This window comes from Vibrio sp. VB16 (assembly GCF_015594925.2).
Classification (GTDB): domain Bacteria; phylum Pseudomonadota; class Gammaproteobacteria; order Enterobacterales; family Vibrionaceae; genus Vibrio.
Genome location: NZ_CP087590.1, coordinates 1,581,022 through 1,596,745 on the forward strand (window position 1 = coordinate 1,581,022; position 15,724 = coordinate 1,596,745).

Annotated in this window: 8 protein-coding genes; 7 read left to right on the top strand and 1 reads right to left on the bottom strand. The window is 45.4% G+C overall.

From position 1 onward, the window contains the following. The first annotated feature begins 18 nt into the window (after positions 1–18). Genes IUZ65_RS07345 through pfaD form a run of 3 tightly spaced genes read left to right on the top strand, consistent with a single transcriptional unit; the run spans position 19 to position 9,517 of the window. Positions 19–2,052 (top strand): PfaB family protein, encoded by a 2,034-nt coding sequence (locus tag IUZ65_RS07345; RefSeq protein ID WP_195705033.1) that lies wholly within the window; start codon positions 19–21, stop codon positions 2,050–2,052. Continuing rightward, a complete protein-coding gene (locus IUZ65_RS07350) occupies positions 2,049–7,853 on the top strand; it encodes a hotdog fold thioesterase (RefSeq protein WP_195703119.1) in 5,805 nt (1,934 codons plus the stop codon). The genes IUZ65_RS07345 and IUZ65_RS07350 overlap by 4 nt, the downstream gene beginning before the upstream one ends. A 20-nt stretch (positions 7,854–7,873) precedes the next feature. Continuing rightward, the gene (pfaD, locus tag IUZ65_RS07355; RefSeq protein ID WP_195703120.1) at positions 7,874–9,517 is read left to right on the top strand and encodes an eicosapentaenoate synthase subunit PfaD; all 1,644 of its coding nucleotides are present in this window, start codon (positions 7,874–7,876) and stop codon (positions 9,515–9,517) included. A 107-nt stretch (positions 9,518–9,624) separates the two neighbouring features. Here the strand turns inward: pfaD and IUZ65_RS07360 are convergent, their stop codons facing one another. Next, entirely contained in the window at positions 9,625–10,707 is a 1,083-nt protein-coding gene (locus tag IUZ65_RS07360) for a DUF6765 family protein (protein WP_195703121.1), read from the bottom strand. A gap of 483 nt (positions 10,708–11,190) precedes the next feature. Here IUZ65_RS07360 and IUZ65_RS07365 point away from each other — a divergent pair, with 483 nt between their 5' ends. Genes IUZ65_RS07365 through argH form a run of 4 tightly spaced genes read left to right on the top strand, consistent with a single transcriptional unit; the run spans position 11,191 to position 15,722 of the window. Then, positions 11,191–12,414, top strand: a complete 1,224-nt coding sequence (locus IUZ65_RS07365; protein ID WP_195703122.1) for an extracellular solute-binding protein — start codon at positions 11,191–11,193, stop codon at positions 12,412–12,414. A gap of 54 nt (positions 12,415–12,468) precedes the next feature. Then, entirely contained in the window at positions 12,469–13,383 is a 915-nt protein-coding gene (locus IUZ65_RS07370; RefSeq protein WP_195703123.1) for a carbohydrate ABC transporter permease, read from the top strand. Continuing rightward, complete coding sequence (locus IUZ65_RS07375; protein ID WP_195703124.1) at positions 13,384–14,214, top strand: carbohydrate ABC transporter permease; 831 nt, start codon at positions 13,384–13,386, stop codon at positions 14,212–14,214. A 5-nt stretch (positions 14,215–14,219) separates the two neighbouring features. Beyond that, positions 14,220–15,722, top strand: coding sequence for an argininosuccinate lyase (argH, locus tag IUZ65_RS07380; protein ID WP_195703125.1), 1,503 nt, complete (start codon positions 14,220–14,222; stop codon positions 15,720–15,722). Positions 15,723–15,724 lie beyond the last annotated feature (2 nt).

Sequence of the window (15,724 nt, forward strand, 5' to 3'; positions counted from 1 at the left end):
AACTCTGTTACTGAAGCGATGCCATTGCGCATCGCTATCTTAACGCAATCAGCTGAGATCCTGTCGTTATCTGGCGATAAACTACCGCCAATTGAAACCGTGTTACTGATGGATGACTTTGAAGCTTCCTTACAAAAAGCGATTCAACTCGTTACTCAAGGGCGCCTAGTAAAACTCTCGATTCCTGCTGAGCCTAATGCTGCGTTCTCTAAGGCAAACGATGGTCAGCCAGTATTGCTGATGCTGTCGGGACTTATGGCGGCCCAGAATAAAATACATCCTCACGCCTATCTGTGCGCTTTTAATGTGGGTGCCGTTGGTACAACTACTGAGTGTGTGAAAGGCGCGTTGGCACAAGCCCGCCGTCAGCAAGCGGATTTAAGTAACCAACAAACGTTTCGTTCCTCGACGGCAAAGCAGAAGTTTATGGCGTTGCATAGCATGGTTGAAGCGATTGCTGGTCGAGATATTGGCTCTGATTCTGCTGATACCAGTACACACAACTATTGGTTCACTGAGCCGCATAAAGCGCGAGTGACCAGTGTTACTTTTGAGTCTGAATCGAGCTCAAGTAGCTTAGTCTTAACTCAGGCCACCGGGCTAAAAATGGCTCGTTCATTATTGTCGTCGTCACGACTCTTCTTCATCGTGACCGGGAAAAATGAAATGGAGTTGTCGAGTTATTTAACGCGATTGAGCGGGCAGTTGAACGCAGATTCTACTCGCTCGGATTACCTGATAGATTTGATGATTGAAAACCTTAAACAGTTTCAGGTTGGAGTCTCGCGCTCACCAGCGGAACTGACCATTGTACTGCAAGCCACGTCGGTAAGGACATTGTTGCAAGAGATCAAGGCGATAGGCGATGCACTACCAAAATTAATGGCGGATAAGAGCCATTATAAGACACCCGCCGGAAGTTGTTTCTCATCGTCACCAAACAGCAAAGGCGGCGTGACGTTTGTATACCCCGGTGTTGGGACGGTTTATCCCGGAATGTTGCGCGATTTCTATCAGTATTTTCCCGAACTTTATTCTCGTTTAGAGCGTGAAGGTAACCTAAAAGAGATACTGCAAAGTGACAAAATATACGGCAACAATCCGACAGAGATGAGTTTAAGTGAGTTGGCGATTGCTGGTGTAGGTAGCAGTTATCTGTTGACTCAACTGTTGTGCAATGAATTCGCCATTCGACCTGATTTTGCTTTGGGTTACTCCAAAGGAGAGGCATCAATGTGGGCGAGTCTAGGTGTATGGAAAAACCCACACGCCCTGATAGAAATGACCAAAACGAGCCCAATATTTACGAGTGCAATTTCTGGTGAATTAACCGCGGTTCGTGAGGCGTGGCGTTTAAGCGGTAATGAAGAGATTATCTGGAACAGCTTTGTTGTGCGTAGCGATGCCGCCTCAATTGAATTGCTGTTACCAGAATTTCCACATGTCTATTTGGCGATAATTCAAGGGGATACTTGCGTCATTGCAGGCTGTGAGCAGGCGTGCCGTCGCTTACTTAAAAAACTCGGTAAACGTGGTATCGCAGCCAACAGAGTCACCGCGATGCATACGCCGCCAGCATTAAGCCAGCATAAGCAAGTGACGGCGTTCTATCGTCAACCACTATGTGATGAATTACCGAAACACATTCGTTTTATCAGCGCAGCAAGCTTGCTGCCGCAAAATCAGGACCAGCCTATCAATATGGATAGCCAGAGTATCGCCGATTCGATCGCCGATACATATTGCTCGATGCTCAATTTCACTGCATTAGTACAAAATGCTCGTGGGCACGGAGCTCGTTTATTTGTCGAGGTAGGCGCTGATCGCCAAACGTGCACCCTGATAGATAAGATTAATCGAGTAGATAACGTGACCAATGAACACGGTACTGTTGCGACGAATGCAAAAGGTGGCGAAGACATACTCACCTTACTTAAGTGTATTGGACAGTTAGTGAGTCACCAAATTCCATTGTCACTCGACCCTTTGTTGAAAGGGCTTGAGCAGGTTCGAGCAACCTCAGAAACAACTTTAGAAGGAGAACCAGCATGAGTTCTCACCGTCAAGCTAAGATAGCTATCGTCGGTTTAGCTAACCTTTACCCGGACGCGGATACGCCAAAGACGTTTTGGCAAAACCTGCTAGAAAAAAAAGATTCTCGTACCACGTTACGTGCCGAAAAACTGGGTGCAGATCCCGAGGCCTATCAAGGTCAGCAAGGGGAATCCGACCGTTTTTATTGCGATAAAGGGGGGTACATTGAGAACTTCACTTTTGATGCGAGCGGATATCACCTGCCAGTAGAAAAATTTGAAGGTTTAGATGACAGCTTTTTATGGGCTATAGATACCAGCCGTAAAGCATTATTGGATGCAGGCATCGCCTCGGATTCTCAACTCCTCGAGCGAACGGGTGTAATTATGGGGGCGCTGTCGTTTCCTACTACGCGTTCTAATGACTTATTTTTGCCGCTTTATCATTCTGCGGTAGAGAAAGCCTTGCAGGCAACGTTGGCCAACCCAGATTTTTTATTAAGCCCTTCGAATGAGTCAGACCGAAAACTAAACCCAGCCAATGGTATTGCTGCACATAATGCCTCCAAATTAGTTGCTGACGCCCTAGGGTTAGGAAGCGTTCAGTTAAGCCTTGATGCTGCCTGTGCAAGCTCGGTTTACTCACTAAAACTAGCCTGTGATTATCTCAATACTGGCAAAGCTGACATGATGTTGGCCGGTGCCGTGTCAGGCGCGGACCCATTCTTTATTAATATGGGTTTTTCAATCTTCCATGCCTACCCGGATCACGGTGTATCGGTGCCTTTTGATACCAATAGTAAAGGTTTATTTGCTGGTGAAGGAGCAGGGGTATTAGTCCTTAAGCGGCTTGAAGATGCAGAGCGTGATGGTGACCAAATTTATGCGGTTGTGAGTGGCACTGGTTTATCAAATGATGGCCGTGGGCAATTTGTACTGAGCCCAAATAGCAAAGGGCAAGTTCAAGCTTTTGAACGAGCTTATGAAGCCAGTGACCTTTCGCCGGAAAGTATCGAAGTGATTGAATGCCATGCAACTGGAACGCCACTTGGGGATAAAGTTGAATTGACCTCAATGGAACGTTTTTTTGCAGATAAACTGAAGGGAAGCGAAGCACCACTTATCGGATCTGCTAAATCCAACTTAGGTCATTTACTCACGGCGGCGGGTATGCCGGGTATTATGAAGATGATCTTCGCAATGAAAGAAGGCCAACTTCCACCGAGTATCAATCTTGTTACGCCGCTCTCTTCCCCTGATGGTCTATTTGGTGCCCATGTGCTGCCGAATCAGGTGCAACCTTGGCCTGATAAGAAAGGCAACCGTCAACGCTGTGCGGGCGTTTCTGTATTTGGTTTTGGTGGCAGTAACGCGCATCTCTTACTCGAAGAATGGAAAGGTCAATCTGATAAGATTGCCTCTAAGACTGGAAAAGATAAAACGCAAATACCTCAGTTGAAGGTGACGGGTTTAGCCTCGCATTTTGGTTCGCTAAAAACGATAGGTGCCTTAAATTCCGCTATCCAAACCGGTGCGGATGCCTTTGTTTCGCTACCAAAAAAACGTTGGAAAGGGCTGGATCAACATCCTGAACTACTGAGTCAGTTTGGACTACATACCGTACCGCAAGGTGCCTATATCGACCAGTTCGATTTTGACTTTCTGCGCTTCAAAGTACCGCCAAATGAAGATGACCGACTGATATCGCAACAGCTTTTATTGATGAAGGTGGCAGATGAGGCGATCCGTGATGCGAAGTTGGAGGCCGGACAAAAAGTGGCGGTTTTAGTTGCCATGGAAACCGAACTGGAGATGCATCAATTCCGTGGGCGAGTTAACCTGCACACTCAACTTTCCGATAGCCTGAACAACATGGGCATAGCGTTGAGTGACAGTGAGTATCTTGCACTAGAAGCGATTGCAATGGACAGCGTGCTCGATGCCGCAAAACTGAACCAGTACACCAGTTTCATCGGCAATATCATGGCGTCGCGTATTGCGTCGTTATGGGACTTTAATGGTCCGGCCTTTACGATTTCCGCCGCAGAACAATCGGTAGCGCGCTGTATCGACGTAGCTCAAAACCTAATGTCACAAGATTCGTTGGATGCCGTGGTGATTGCTGCGGTTGATCTAAGTGGTAGTGTTGAACAAGTTATTCTGAAAAATCGCGTCACTCCCGTGGCCGCGACGGCACAGGATAATGGTTGGAAAGTAGGTGAAGGTGCGGGTGCCATTGTCTTGGTTGATAAGCACGTTCTTGCTGACACACAAAATCAACCAAGCAACAGTTATGCAGAAATCAGAGCCCTTGGTTTTAGCGCCATGACACACAGTAATAAGCTAACGGAGCGTCTATTAAGTCAATCGAAGATGCTCGAAAAAAGCGTGGGTATACTCGAAATAAACCAGGCACCAGAAAGCAACGAACCAGTGCAATTACCGTTGGTGAATGCGACAAGAACTCAAGCCAGTCAGCGCTTAGGTCATTGTAATTCAGCATCAGGTATGGCGAGTATTCTACACGGGTTACTCAGCCTAAATCAGACACGAGTGGACTCGAATGATAAAGCCGCAATGGTCACGAATATTAGTGAAAATCAATGCTCTCAGCTGTTACTTTGTCAATCGGTTGCCGAAACACAATCGTTGGCTCTTCGTCTGAATAACGACCTTCCGACCGATTCTAAGCGTCAGTTGATTAAACAAGTCACCCTTGGTGGCCGTGATATTTATCAGCATGTTGTGAGTTCGGATTTTTCTGAATTATCCGCAATTCGACAAAAAAGTACCCATGCAAAGCCGCGCGTAGCTAGACAACAAGCAACGAAGCATTCCGTCGCGAGTTCGTTGATAGACCCATTGCAAATAACGCGTTCGCAAGCGACCAAGTCGCCGGAAGTATCCGTCCCCGTAAGTCCACTCTTATCCCAGACGTTGGCACCATCACACCAGACTTCGATTACAGGTATTCAAAGTAATATGACAGATCAGAACTCATCTTCGTTCATAAAAAATCAACAACGTGCTCAGCAGGTTCATCAAGCATTCCTTCAAAGCCGAGAGCAGGGCTTGAAGATGGCTGATGCGTTAATGAAAGCGCAGTTACAGGCGGTGACTTCTCAGGTACAGGCGGAACCAATTTCTGGGTTAAACCAGCAACCTGCGGTGTCCGTAATATCTCAAAAGGCCGTGTCGTCGTCGCGTTCCGCGTTGATGCCAGAGCCCGTTATCAACAAGCCTATTCGTAAACCATGCATTTGGGATTATGATGACTTAGTGGAGTATGCGGAAGGCGATATTGCGAAGGTATTTGGAGCGGATTACGCTATTATCGACAGCTATTCTCGTCGTGTAAGATTGCCTACGACAGACTATTTATTGGTATCTCGAGTCACGAAGCTTGATGCAACCATGCTTGAATATAAGCCAAGCAGCATGACGACTGAATACGATATTCCGGTTAATGCCCCTTATCTGGTTGACGGACAAATCCCTTGGGCTGTGGCAGTAGAATCAGGTCAATGTGATTTGATGTTGATCAGTTATTTAGGTATTGATTTTGAAAACAAAGGTGAGCGGGTCTACCGCTTGCTAGATTGTACTCTGACTTTCTTGGGTGATTTACCTCGTGGGGGAGACACCCTCCGTTACGACATCTCCATCAATCACTTTGCCCGAAATGGCGATACGCTACTGTTTTTCTTCTCTTATGAATGTTTTGTCGGCGATAAGATAATTCTGAAAATGGATAATGGTTGTGCAGGCTTCTTTACTGATGAAGAGCTTGCGGATGGTAAAGGCGTTATCCATACGGAAGAAGAAATAAAGTCAAAAAATCTTGTGGTTAAACAGCGTTTCAATCCGTTGTTGCATTGTCCGAAAACCCAATTTGATTATCAAGCTCTGTACCCGTTACTCGATGGGGATATTGCGGGATGTTTTGGAGACAGTCATCAGTCCAATCGTGTTCAACCTTCACTGTGTTTCAGTTCAGAAAAATTCATGATGATTGAACAAGTCAGCCGTGTTGAACCTCAAGGTGGCGCGTGGGGACTTGGTCTTATTGAAGGTCACAAACAGCTTGAGCCTGATCATTGGTACTTTCCTTGCCACTTTAAAGATGACTCGGTGATGGCTGGATCATTGATGGCGGAAGGCTGTGGTCAATTGCTTCAGTTCTATATGATGCATTTGGGTCTTCATACTCAGGTAGAAAATGGGCGTTTTCAGCCGTTGGAAAATGCCTCTCAGCAGGTCCGTTGTCGTGGTCAGGTATTACCGCAATCTGCTGTACTGACTTATCGAATGGAAGTGACGGAAATAGGGTTAACACCTCGCCCTTATGCGAAAGCGAATATTGATATCCTGCTCGATGGCAAAATCGTCGTCGATTTTAAAAACTTGGGTGTGATGATCAAAGAAGAAGCAGAATGCACTCGCTACGATCAACGCTCGCAAGCAACGCTGGCCGACGCCACCGAGCTGAACGTTAACCCTAAGCCTGTTGCGCCAGTAACTCAGGTATCTTCGGTTCAAAAGCAAGCCTCGGCTAATGCGCCTTTGATGGCTCAGGTTCCCGATCTAAAAACGGCTCAGAACAAAGGCGTGATTCCGCTTCAGCATGTTGAAGCACCAATGACACCGGATTACGCCAATCGCACACCCGATACCGTGCCATTTACTCCGTACCATATGTTTGAATTCGCAACGGGCGATATCGAAAAGTGCTTTGGTCCAGATTTCTCCATCTATCGCGGTATGATCCCGCCGCGTACCCCTTGCGGTGATTTGCAATTGACTACCCGAGTGATCGAGGTTAATGGTACGCGTGGCGACTTTAAGACACCTTCGTCTTGTATTGCGGAATACGAAGTGCCGCAAAACGCATGGTATTTTGACGAAAATAGCCACAGCAGTTTGATGCCATATTCAGTGCTGATGGAAATCTCGTTGCAACCAAATGGATTTATTTCAGGCTATATGGGTACAACGTTAGGCTTCCCTGGTTTGGAACTCTTTTTCCGCAACCTAGATGGAAGCGGCAAGATGTTAAGAAATGTTGATCTGCGTGGTAAGACTATCGTCAATGATTCTCGTCTACTTTCAACGGTCATGATGGGCACCAATATCATCCAGAGCTTCAGCTTTGAATTAAGCACCGACGGCATTCCTTTCTATGAAGGCACCGCGGTATTTGGTTACTTCAAAGGGGATGCGCTAAAGGATCAACTTGGTCTGGATAACGGGCAGGTGAAACAACCATGGCACGTGGATAACAATCGCACGCCGGATGTGAGTATTGACTTGCTCGATAAAGCGAGTCGCTACTTTAACGCGCCACTCTCTGCAAGTGGTGAGTTGCAGCCCCATTATAAGCTCGCCGGTGGCCGACTGAACTTTATTGATAAAGTCGACATCACTAGTGATGGTGGTAAAGCTGGCCTCGGCTATTTGCATGCCGAACGTACGATTGACCCGAGTGATTGGTTCTTCCAGTTCCACTTCCATCAAGATCCGGTTATGCCTGGTTCGCTTGGTGTTGAAGCCATTATTGAGCTGATGCAAACCTACGCGATTAACAAAGATTTAGGCGCGGGTTTCCATTCACCAAAATTTGGTCAGATTGAGTCTGAAGTAAAATGGAAATATCGCGGTCAAATTAACCCGTTGAATAAACAGATGTCACTGGATGTACATATTACCGCTATCGAAGAGAGAGACGGTAAAACGGTCATTATCGGTGATGCAAACTTAAGCAAAGATGGTCTGCGTATATACGAACTATCTGACATCGCTATCTGTATTGAAGAAGCGTGAGAAAAGGGTAAAGAAAGACTATGACGACTCATCAAGCGACATTAAAAAATAAAAAATTGTCACCGTGGCCGTGGCAGATTGAAGAAAGCAAAATCCATTTCTCCATTGATACAATGGCGCAGGTATTGAAAGATCTTAGTGTGGGCTGTTTTCTGGTGAATCATCCAGAAAAAGGGCTGGGAATCAGTCAGAGTGCTGATATTGTGTCTGGAGAAGACGCCATTTCCGACAGTGCTCATCCGGTCAGTGCGTTTGCGCCGGCGCTTGGCACGCAAAGCCTTGGTGACAGTGAGTTTTGTCGAGTACATGGCGTGAAGTACGCCTATTATGCAGGTGCAATGGCGAATGGTATCTCGTCAGAAGAGTTGGTTATTGCATTGGGTCAGGCGGGTATACTGTGTTCATTCGGTGCGGCGGGCCTTATCCCATCAAGGGTAGAACAAGCGATACACCGTATTCAAACCGCCTTACCAAATGGCCCCTATGCGTTTAATCTAATACATAGTCCTAGCGAACCAGCGCTTGAGCGCGGTAGCGTAGAACTGTTCTTAAAGCATAAAGTCCGTACCGTTGAGGCCTCCGCATTTTTAGGTTTGACACCACAGATTGTTCAATACCGTGCCGCAGGACTTAGCCGTGACGAAAAAGGCGAGATCCACATTGCGAACAAAGTCATCGCAAAGGTGAGTCGCACGGAAGTCGCACGTAAGTTTATGGCGCCAGCTCCGGTAAAAATGCTTCAAGGCTTAGTAAACGAGGGCCGAATTACCGCCGAGCAAATGGAGTTGGCTCAGCATGTGCCAATGGCCGATGATATTACGGCGGAATCAGATTCTGGCGGACATACTGATAATCGTCCTCTGGTTACTCTGTTACCGACCCTACTGGCATTGAAAGACGAGATTCAAGCGAAATACCAATTTAAAACGCCACTGCGTGTTGGTTCTGGTGGTGGTATCGGTACCCCTGATGCTGCGCTAGCCGCCTTTAACATCGGTGCCGCGTACATTGTAACGGGTTCGATCAATCAAGCTTGTATCGAAGCAGGTGCGAGTGAGCATACTCGTAAACTCCTTGCGACGACCGAGATGGCCGATGTTACGATGGCTCCGGCAGCGGATATGTTCGAAATGGGCGTAAAGTTACAGGTTGTTAAACGTGGTACGTTGTTCCCGATGCGAGCAAATAAGTTGTATGAAATATACACCCGTTACGATTCTATCGAAGCGATTCCAGCAGATGAGCGTCATAAACTAGAAACTCAAGTTTTCCGTTCAACGCTTGATGATATTTGGGCGGGAACAGTGGAGCACTTTAACGAGAGAGACCCAAAGCAAATTGCTCGTGCTGAAGGGAACCCGAAACGTAAAATGGCGTTGATTTTCCGTTGGTATCTTGGTCTTTCAAGTCGTTGGTCTAATACCGGTGAAGTTGGCCGAGAAATGGACTACCAGATATGGGCGGGTCCTGCTTTAGGGGCATTTAATGCGTGGGCAAAAGGCAGCTATCTCGATAACTACCAAGATCGTCGTGCAGTGGATCTAGCGATGCATTTGATGCATGGCGCCGCTTATTTAGCTCGGGTCAATCTGTTGTCTTCACAAGGTATAAAACTCCCTATCGGCCTTGCACGCTGGAAGCCGACCGAAAAGATGGCTCAGTAGCGGTTCTGGGTTAATGTGTTTCAAACGCCTCTTACTTGAATCAATAGGTAAGGGGCGTTTTTTCGATTAAAGGACGTCAATCTAATAACTGAATGGCCGTAGATTGTCTAAGCCACACAAATACCATATTTTGGAAGCACATCTCTTATGATATCCAGCCTGTAAGATTTGAGTGCATCATGGAAGTGTTTCCAATCTGAATTGAGAAAGCTTTCGTTATAACGATAAGTAATGAGGTCGTTCGATAACGGAGAGGCAACAGCTTTGCCTCTTGCTATCTCTTTCCAACTCCCTTTACCGCTGACGATAAACTCCAGTTTAACAGCGTCAAATCCAAATCTACCTTCTGAAATCCATTCAAGCCAGTGTTTGTGTCTAACCTCACCTTCGTCGTCTCTAAATTCTGATAATGCCTTTTTGATCAGGGCTGATTTTTCTTCTGGCATATCATTCTGGTTATCTAAATCCATGGTTCCGTCATCTTCAAGATAGCACCTGATGACTTTGTACATCTGGTTAGATGCCTTTAGAAAATCGACCGTATTATCTCTCACAACCCGATCGCCACTTCCGGTTTTATAATCCCATTTTATGTACGGACGATCGGGAAAGGATAGTGCCGGGCCGTGGCCTAACGGAGAAACGGAGGAAATCCCCCAGTTCAAAATACTGTCCTTGACTCTGTCGAGTAAACTGCCGTCATCATTGGAATTGATTTCGGTCACTTCATTGATTTCGTGGCTGACTCCGGCAAAGCCATAATGTGCAAAGGTGTCCGCGTAGACATGCATGGCAATCCCCAAAATATGCAGGCCAAATGGGCTCTGGCGATATTTGGCGACAGCGCGCAGCATATCTCGAGCGACTGGGCTGTCTGGTTTGCATACCAATCTTTGGATGAACCCGCCTTCTGGAATGGATTCGCTTGTTTTGCCTTGATTGCCGGGTAAGAAATGGAACGGGATCCACGCCAAATGGTTTGATAGTTCGTTGCCATTTCTGTAATCAAGCATTTTGTGGGCGGATGAAATACGGTTGAACATCGCCCCATTACTAAACCTGACCGGTTCTGAGTTTGTCGCCTCGTCAACATATTGAGCGCAATAGGCCAGTTTTTCAGCCTGTTCGTGTTCCATACCCGCGAATCTTGCAACCACGTACGTTAATGTATGATGCCCATCTATCTGCATATATTTCTCAGTTATTGTTTGTTTTTTATACAATAGTGGGTTGATATATGACTTTCTCAAGCTGCGGTCACACTTCTCCAATGAAAACTGTCTTAACTTTTTGATATTTATGTTTTAAATTTCGGTGCTAAATGCCGTCGATGTCGACATTTCTAAAAGCATTTCTACTTGACCCTTTTTCTCTACGGAACGAGAGAAACAGAGCCTTTCAGGACTGTTCGAGGAGAATTGTCAGTTCAATATAGGTGCCAATTTTCACATCCGCCATGGGTTCCCAATGGGCGCATAATTTCACGATAGTATAAAAAACAACCAACTTGTGATCCGCGTTGCATTTATTTTTGCGCCTCCTTGGTATTGTCGTGGTCATATCGAGAAGGCTCCGCTTTACGCTAGAAATAAGGTTTAGTCTTTACGGTGAGATGTAACGTTATAAATTGTACGACTCCCTATAAATCTATTCGGTGACAAAGGATTATGGACATGAAAAAACACCTTTTAGCACTTGTGCTGGCTTCATTATCAACAAGTAGTTTTGCTGTTGATATCGAATACTGGCAATACAAGTTCGATGCTCGCGTTAAAACTGTGGATGCTCTAATCGAAAAATTTGAGAAGCAGAATCCAGAGATAAATGTCAAACACGTAACTTTTCCGTATGCCCAATATCGTACCAAAATGGCGGCTGCAATGTCCGCAGATAAAGGACCAGACGTACTCCAACTGTATTATGGTTGGGTGCCGGACTACTATACTTCTGGGTTGATCCAACCGTTATCTGAAAAATATATATCCAGCAAAGAGATTGATGAGCAGTTCTACTCTTTTGTCCAAGGTATGAAATACGATGGACAGTATTATGCGGTACCTACTGCCGTGAGAACGCTTGCTCTTTTCTGGAACAAAAAACTCTTTAAAGAAGCCGGGCTAACGGAGCCACCAAGAACATTAGACGAGCTCGTTAGCTACAGTAAAAAACTTACCAAGCGGGATGAAAATAACAACCTACTTTCGGCTGGTCTCACTGTGGACCTAGCCGAGCAAGATCACCATTGGTGGCGAGAAGTCTTGATTCGCCAGATGGGTGGAGTGCCTTATTTAAACGATTATCAAACGACTAACTACACCAATGAAGCCGGTGAAAAAGCCTTTGCGTTTATGACGGATCTTTTAACCAAACATGAGGTTACTACGCCTCGATTTATGGATGAAGGCCAAGCGGCGTTTAAAGCGGGTCGAGCAGCAATGCATATCGATGGGTCTTTCCGACTTTCTACCTACAATAAAGCGCGTCGTCTAGAGTGGGGTGTTGCTGAATTGCCTTCCCATAATGGCATCAAATCAAACTTTTCTTCTTACTGGGTAAATGCGGTTAGTAAGAAAGCGCAAGGAGAAAGCCGTGATGCGGCTGAGAAATTTGTCGCGTTCTTAACATCTGAAGATGCAATGCAACTTTGGTTGGACAATGTAGGTGAATTGCCTGCACGTCGAGCGGTAGCAGAAAGACCAGAGAATGTTACCCACGAGCAATATGGACCATTTATTAAAGGGCTTGGTTATGCTCACACGACGAAGTTCAAATCGGAGGCGTCGCAGCGCCAAACCTTAATTAATGCCTTTGATAGTGTGGTGCTACAAGGGGTTTCAGTGAAGGATGCGCTTTTGAAAGCCTCTGCTGAAGAACAGAAGATCTTGGACAAAAAGTAATCCGCCATCATGAGTAGGTATCGTTATACCTACTCACTCTATGGAGACGTAAATATGAATGTTGCAGAAAACGTAACACCAGTGCGGCGTGGCTTGACTATTCAGCAAAAAAAGGCCATTTGGGCGTGGTTATTTCTTACTGTGCCAATACTATTTTTTGTTGTTGTTCGTTTTTACCCAACGTTCGATTCATTCTATATTTCACTGACAGAGTGGAATATTGTTGGCGATAAACTGTATGTAGGTTTAGAAAATTACAAAAGGCTTTTTTCCGATCCTGTTTTTTGGGTCGTCCTTTCTAATACGTTTGAATACTTGATATTGGGAATGCCAATATCGTTACTCTTGTCTTTCACTATTGCCTACAATCTAGATAAAATTCGCTTCGGTCATACCTTTCTTCGAGCGTGTTATTTTGTTCCTTTTCTCACAACTGCCGTTGCGATGGCCTGGGTTTGGCGTTGGTTTTATCAGGCTGCGCCGATTGGTTTCTTTAATAACGTTCTTATTGATCTGGGTTTGCACCAGATGCCATTCTTGCAGTCCACGACTCAAGCTTTGCCTTCGATACTCCTTCCTGCAATCTGGGCGGGTCTAGGTTTTCAGATCCTTATCTTTATGGCTGGTCTCCGTTCTGTACCGATAAGCTATTTAGAAGCGGCGAAAATAGACGGGGCAGGTCGCTGGCAGGTATTGAAAGAGATTACTATCCCTCATCTTTGGCCAACTATCGTTTTTCTTGTGGTGATGAGCACTATTGGTTTCCTTCGCATCTTCGATCAAGTGTTCAATATGACCGTCGATGGTCAGGGGGGGCCAGTTAACTCCGCTCGTCCTCTGGTTCTGCATATCTATCAGTCCGCTTTTGCTGATTTTGAGATGGGATATGCTGCCGCTCAAACGGTCGTATTGTTTGTCATTTTACTGTTTATCACCTTCATCCAATTTTCATTAATGAGGAAGAAATAAATGGCCAATATAAAAACGATGCCAGACATAAAAAATATAATCATATGGACCATTTTATTTATCGGTGCTCTAGGAATGATAGTGCCATTGATATTTATGTTTTCTACCTCCCTAAAAGTTGGTGAAGAGGTATACAACCTTAGCTTGATACCTGCTGAGCCAACCTTAGAGAATTATGTATACCTTTTTGATAATTCAGAATTCTTCACATGGTTTTTCAATTCATTTGTTGTGGCTATCGGGGTAACAGTAAGTGTTCTGTTTTTTGATTCGCTTATCGGTTACACATTGTGCAAATTTGATTTTAGAGGCAAGAAAATCATATTTGTTGCCATTCTATCCACCATGATGATCCCGACGGAAATGCTCGTCATTCCTTGGTACATCATGTCCAAAAATTTCGGCTGGTTAGATACTTACTGGGGCGTCATGTTTCCAGGAATGATTTCAGGTTTCGGTGTCTTTCTAATGAAACAGTTTTTTGAAACCGTACCGGATGATTACATTCATGCGGCACGAATTGATGGGCTTAGCGAGTTTGCCATATGGTGGAAGGTTGCCATGCCGATGGTGGGCCCCGCTTTATCTGCATTGGCAATATTTACTTTTCTTGGAAATTGGACCGCATTTCTATGGCCGATGATCGTGAGTAATGATCCTAGTCTCTATACCGTACCCGTTGGTTTAGCTTCTTTTTCTGGTGAGTTCATTACGGAATGGGAAATGATTATGGCAGGTGCAAGTGTCGCAACGATACCAACGCTTTTGGTATTCATCTTATTACAGAAATATATCGTCCGTGGCGTTGTAATGGCTGGACTTAAAGGATAAATAACATGATAGATAATTCTGTATTCCCATCTCCGGTTTATAAAGAAACGGTGTTGGCACCTCTCTTTGAGGGCTCAAAAAAGCATTTTAAACAAGGGCACTTGGCGATTGACCAAGCCCACTGCATTATGTTGGTTGAACAGGGGATTTTGTCGCCTCAAGACGGTAGTGATATTCTCAATGCGTTGGATGAAATTTTGCAGGAGGTCAATTTTGATGAGCTTGAGTATACGGGTGAGTTTGAAGACTACTTTTTCTTCATAGAGCATTGTTTAAAGCAGAAGCTCGGTGCTGATTTAGCCGGGCGACTTCATACTGGTCGGAGCCGAAACGATATTGACCATACGTTGTTTAAGCTCAACCTCAAGCAACGCCTTTTTACGTTGGATAGCGACCTAACACAATTGACGACAACACTGCTCGATGTGTGTGAGCTCAATTATGAAACCATTGTCTTAGCATACACGCACGGTCAGCCTGCCCAACCGACAACCTTTGCCCATTATCTTGCCGCCTTTGTTGAGGTGATGCATAGAGACAGACAGCGCCTTTTTGACAGCTTAGAGATTGTCGATCTTTCTCCTATGGGTGCTGCTGCGATTACCACGTCCGGGTTTAATCTGTCTCGAGACCGTGTGGCCGAGTTGTTGGGATTTCTTAAACCTCTACAAAATTCCTATGGTTGTATTTCTTCTTGTGATTACATTACGTCAGTCTACAGTGCGCTGAAATTGCTGTTTATCCATATCAGTCGATTTGTGCAAGACATGGCTCAGTGGAGTAGTTTTGAAACCGGCCACCTATACGTTCCGAATTCACTGGTACAGATTAGTTCTATAATGCCGCAAAAGCGAAACCCTGTCCCAATAGAACATATGCGTCTTATCTGTTCTAAAGGCGTTGGTCTCTGCGATACGATTGTGAACGCAATGCATAACACCCCCTTTACGGACATGAATGATAGTGAAAGCGAAACGCAACAGGTTGGATATCAAGCCTTTGATAACAGCCACCGTTTGTTGTCATTACTTAACACCTTTATCGGGTCGGTCAGTATCAACCAAGGCCGGGTAATGGATCACCTTGATAAGAGCTGTGCAACCATTACTGAGTTAGCCGATACGTTGGTTCGCAAAGAAGCACTGTCCTTTAGGCAAGCACATGAAGTCGTTGCGGATATCGCTAATTATGTGGTGAGACATCAGTTGAGTTTGCAGACGGTTCCGGTTGATGTGTTCTATTCCTTATTTGAGCAGCATATTGGTCGGCCCAGTCAATTGACCGAACCTGAGCTGCGTTTTTATGCCTCGGCAAAAAATTTCATTAATGTACGAGAAGGATTCGGAGGTCCTGCTCCAATAGCAATGAAGAAAGCGGTGTCGAGATACAGGGAAGAGTTACAGCATCTAAGTGGTCAATGGGCATCGATTCGAACGTTCAGTGTGGAAGCGGTAAAGGTACGTTTGCAAGCTGTGAATGATGTAACGTCCAAACAGCAGAGGGGATAGTC

Coding starts and splice junctions, on each gene's coding strand:
- IUZ65_RS07360 (WP_195703121.1), bottom strand. CDS start 10,707: ATGCAGATAGATGGGCATCATACATTAACGTACGTGGTTGCAAGATTC.
- pfaD (WP_195703120.1), top strand. CDS start 7,874: ATGACGACTCATCAAGCGACATTAAAAAATAAAAAATTGTCACCGTGG.
- argH (WP_195703125.1), top strand. CDS start 14,220: ATGATAGATAATTCTGTATTCCCATCTCCGGTTTATAAAGAAACGGTG.
- IUZ65_RS07365 (WP_195703122.1), top strand. CDS start 11,191: ATGAAAAAACACCTTTTAGCACTTGTGCTGGCTTCATTATCAACAAGT.
- IUZ65_RS07345 (WP_195705033.1), top strand. CDS start 19: ATGCCATTGCGCATCGCTATCTTAACGCAATCAGCTGAGATCCTGTCG.
- IUZ65_RS07350 (WP_195703119.1), top strand. CDS start 2,049: ATGAGTTCTCACCGTCAAGCTAAGATAGCTATCGTCGGTTTAGCTAAC.
- IUZ65_RS07375 (WP_195703124.1), top strand. CDS start 13,384: ATGGCCAATATAAAAACGATGCCAGACATAAAAAATATAATCATATGG.
- IUZ65_RS07370 (WP_195703123.1), top strand. CDS start 12,469: ATGAATGTTGCAGAAAACGTAACACCAGTGCGGCGTGGCTTGACTATT.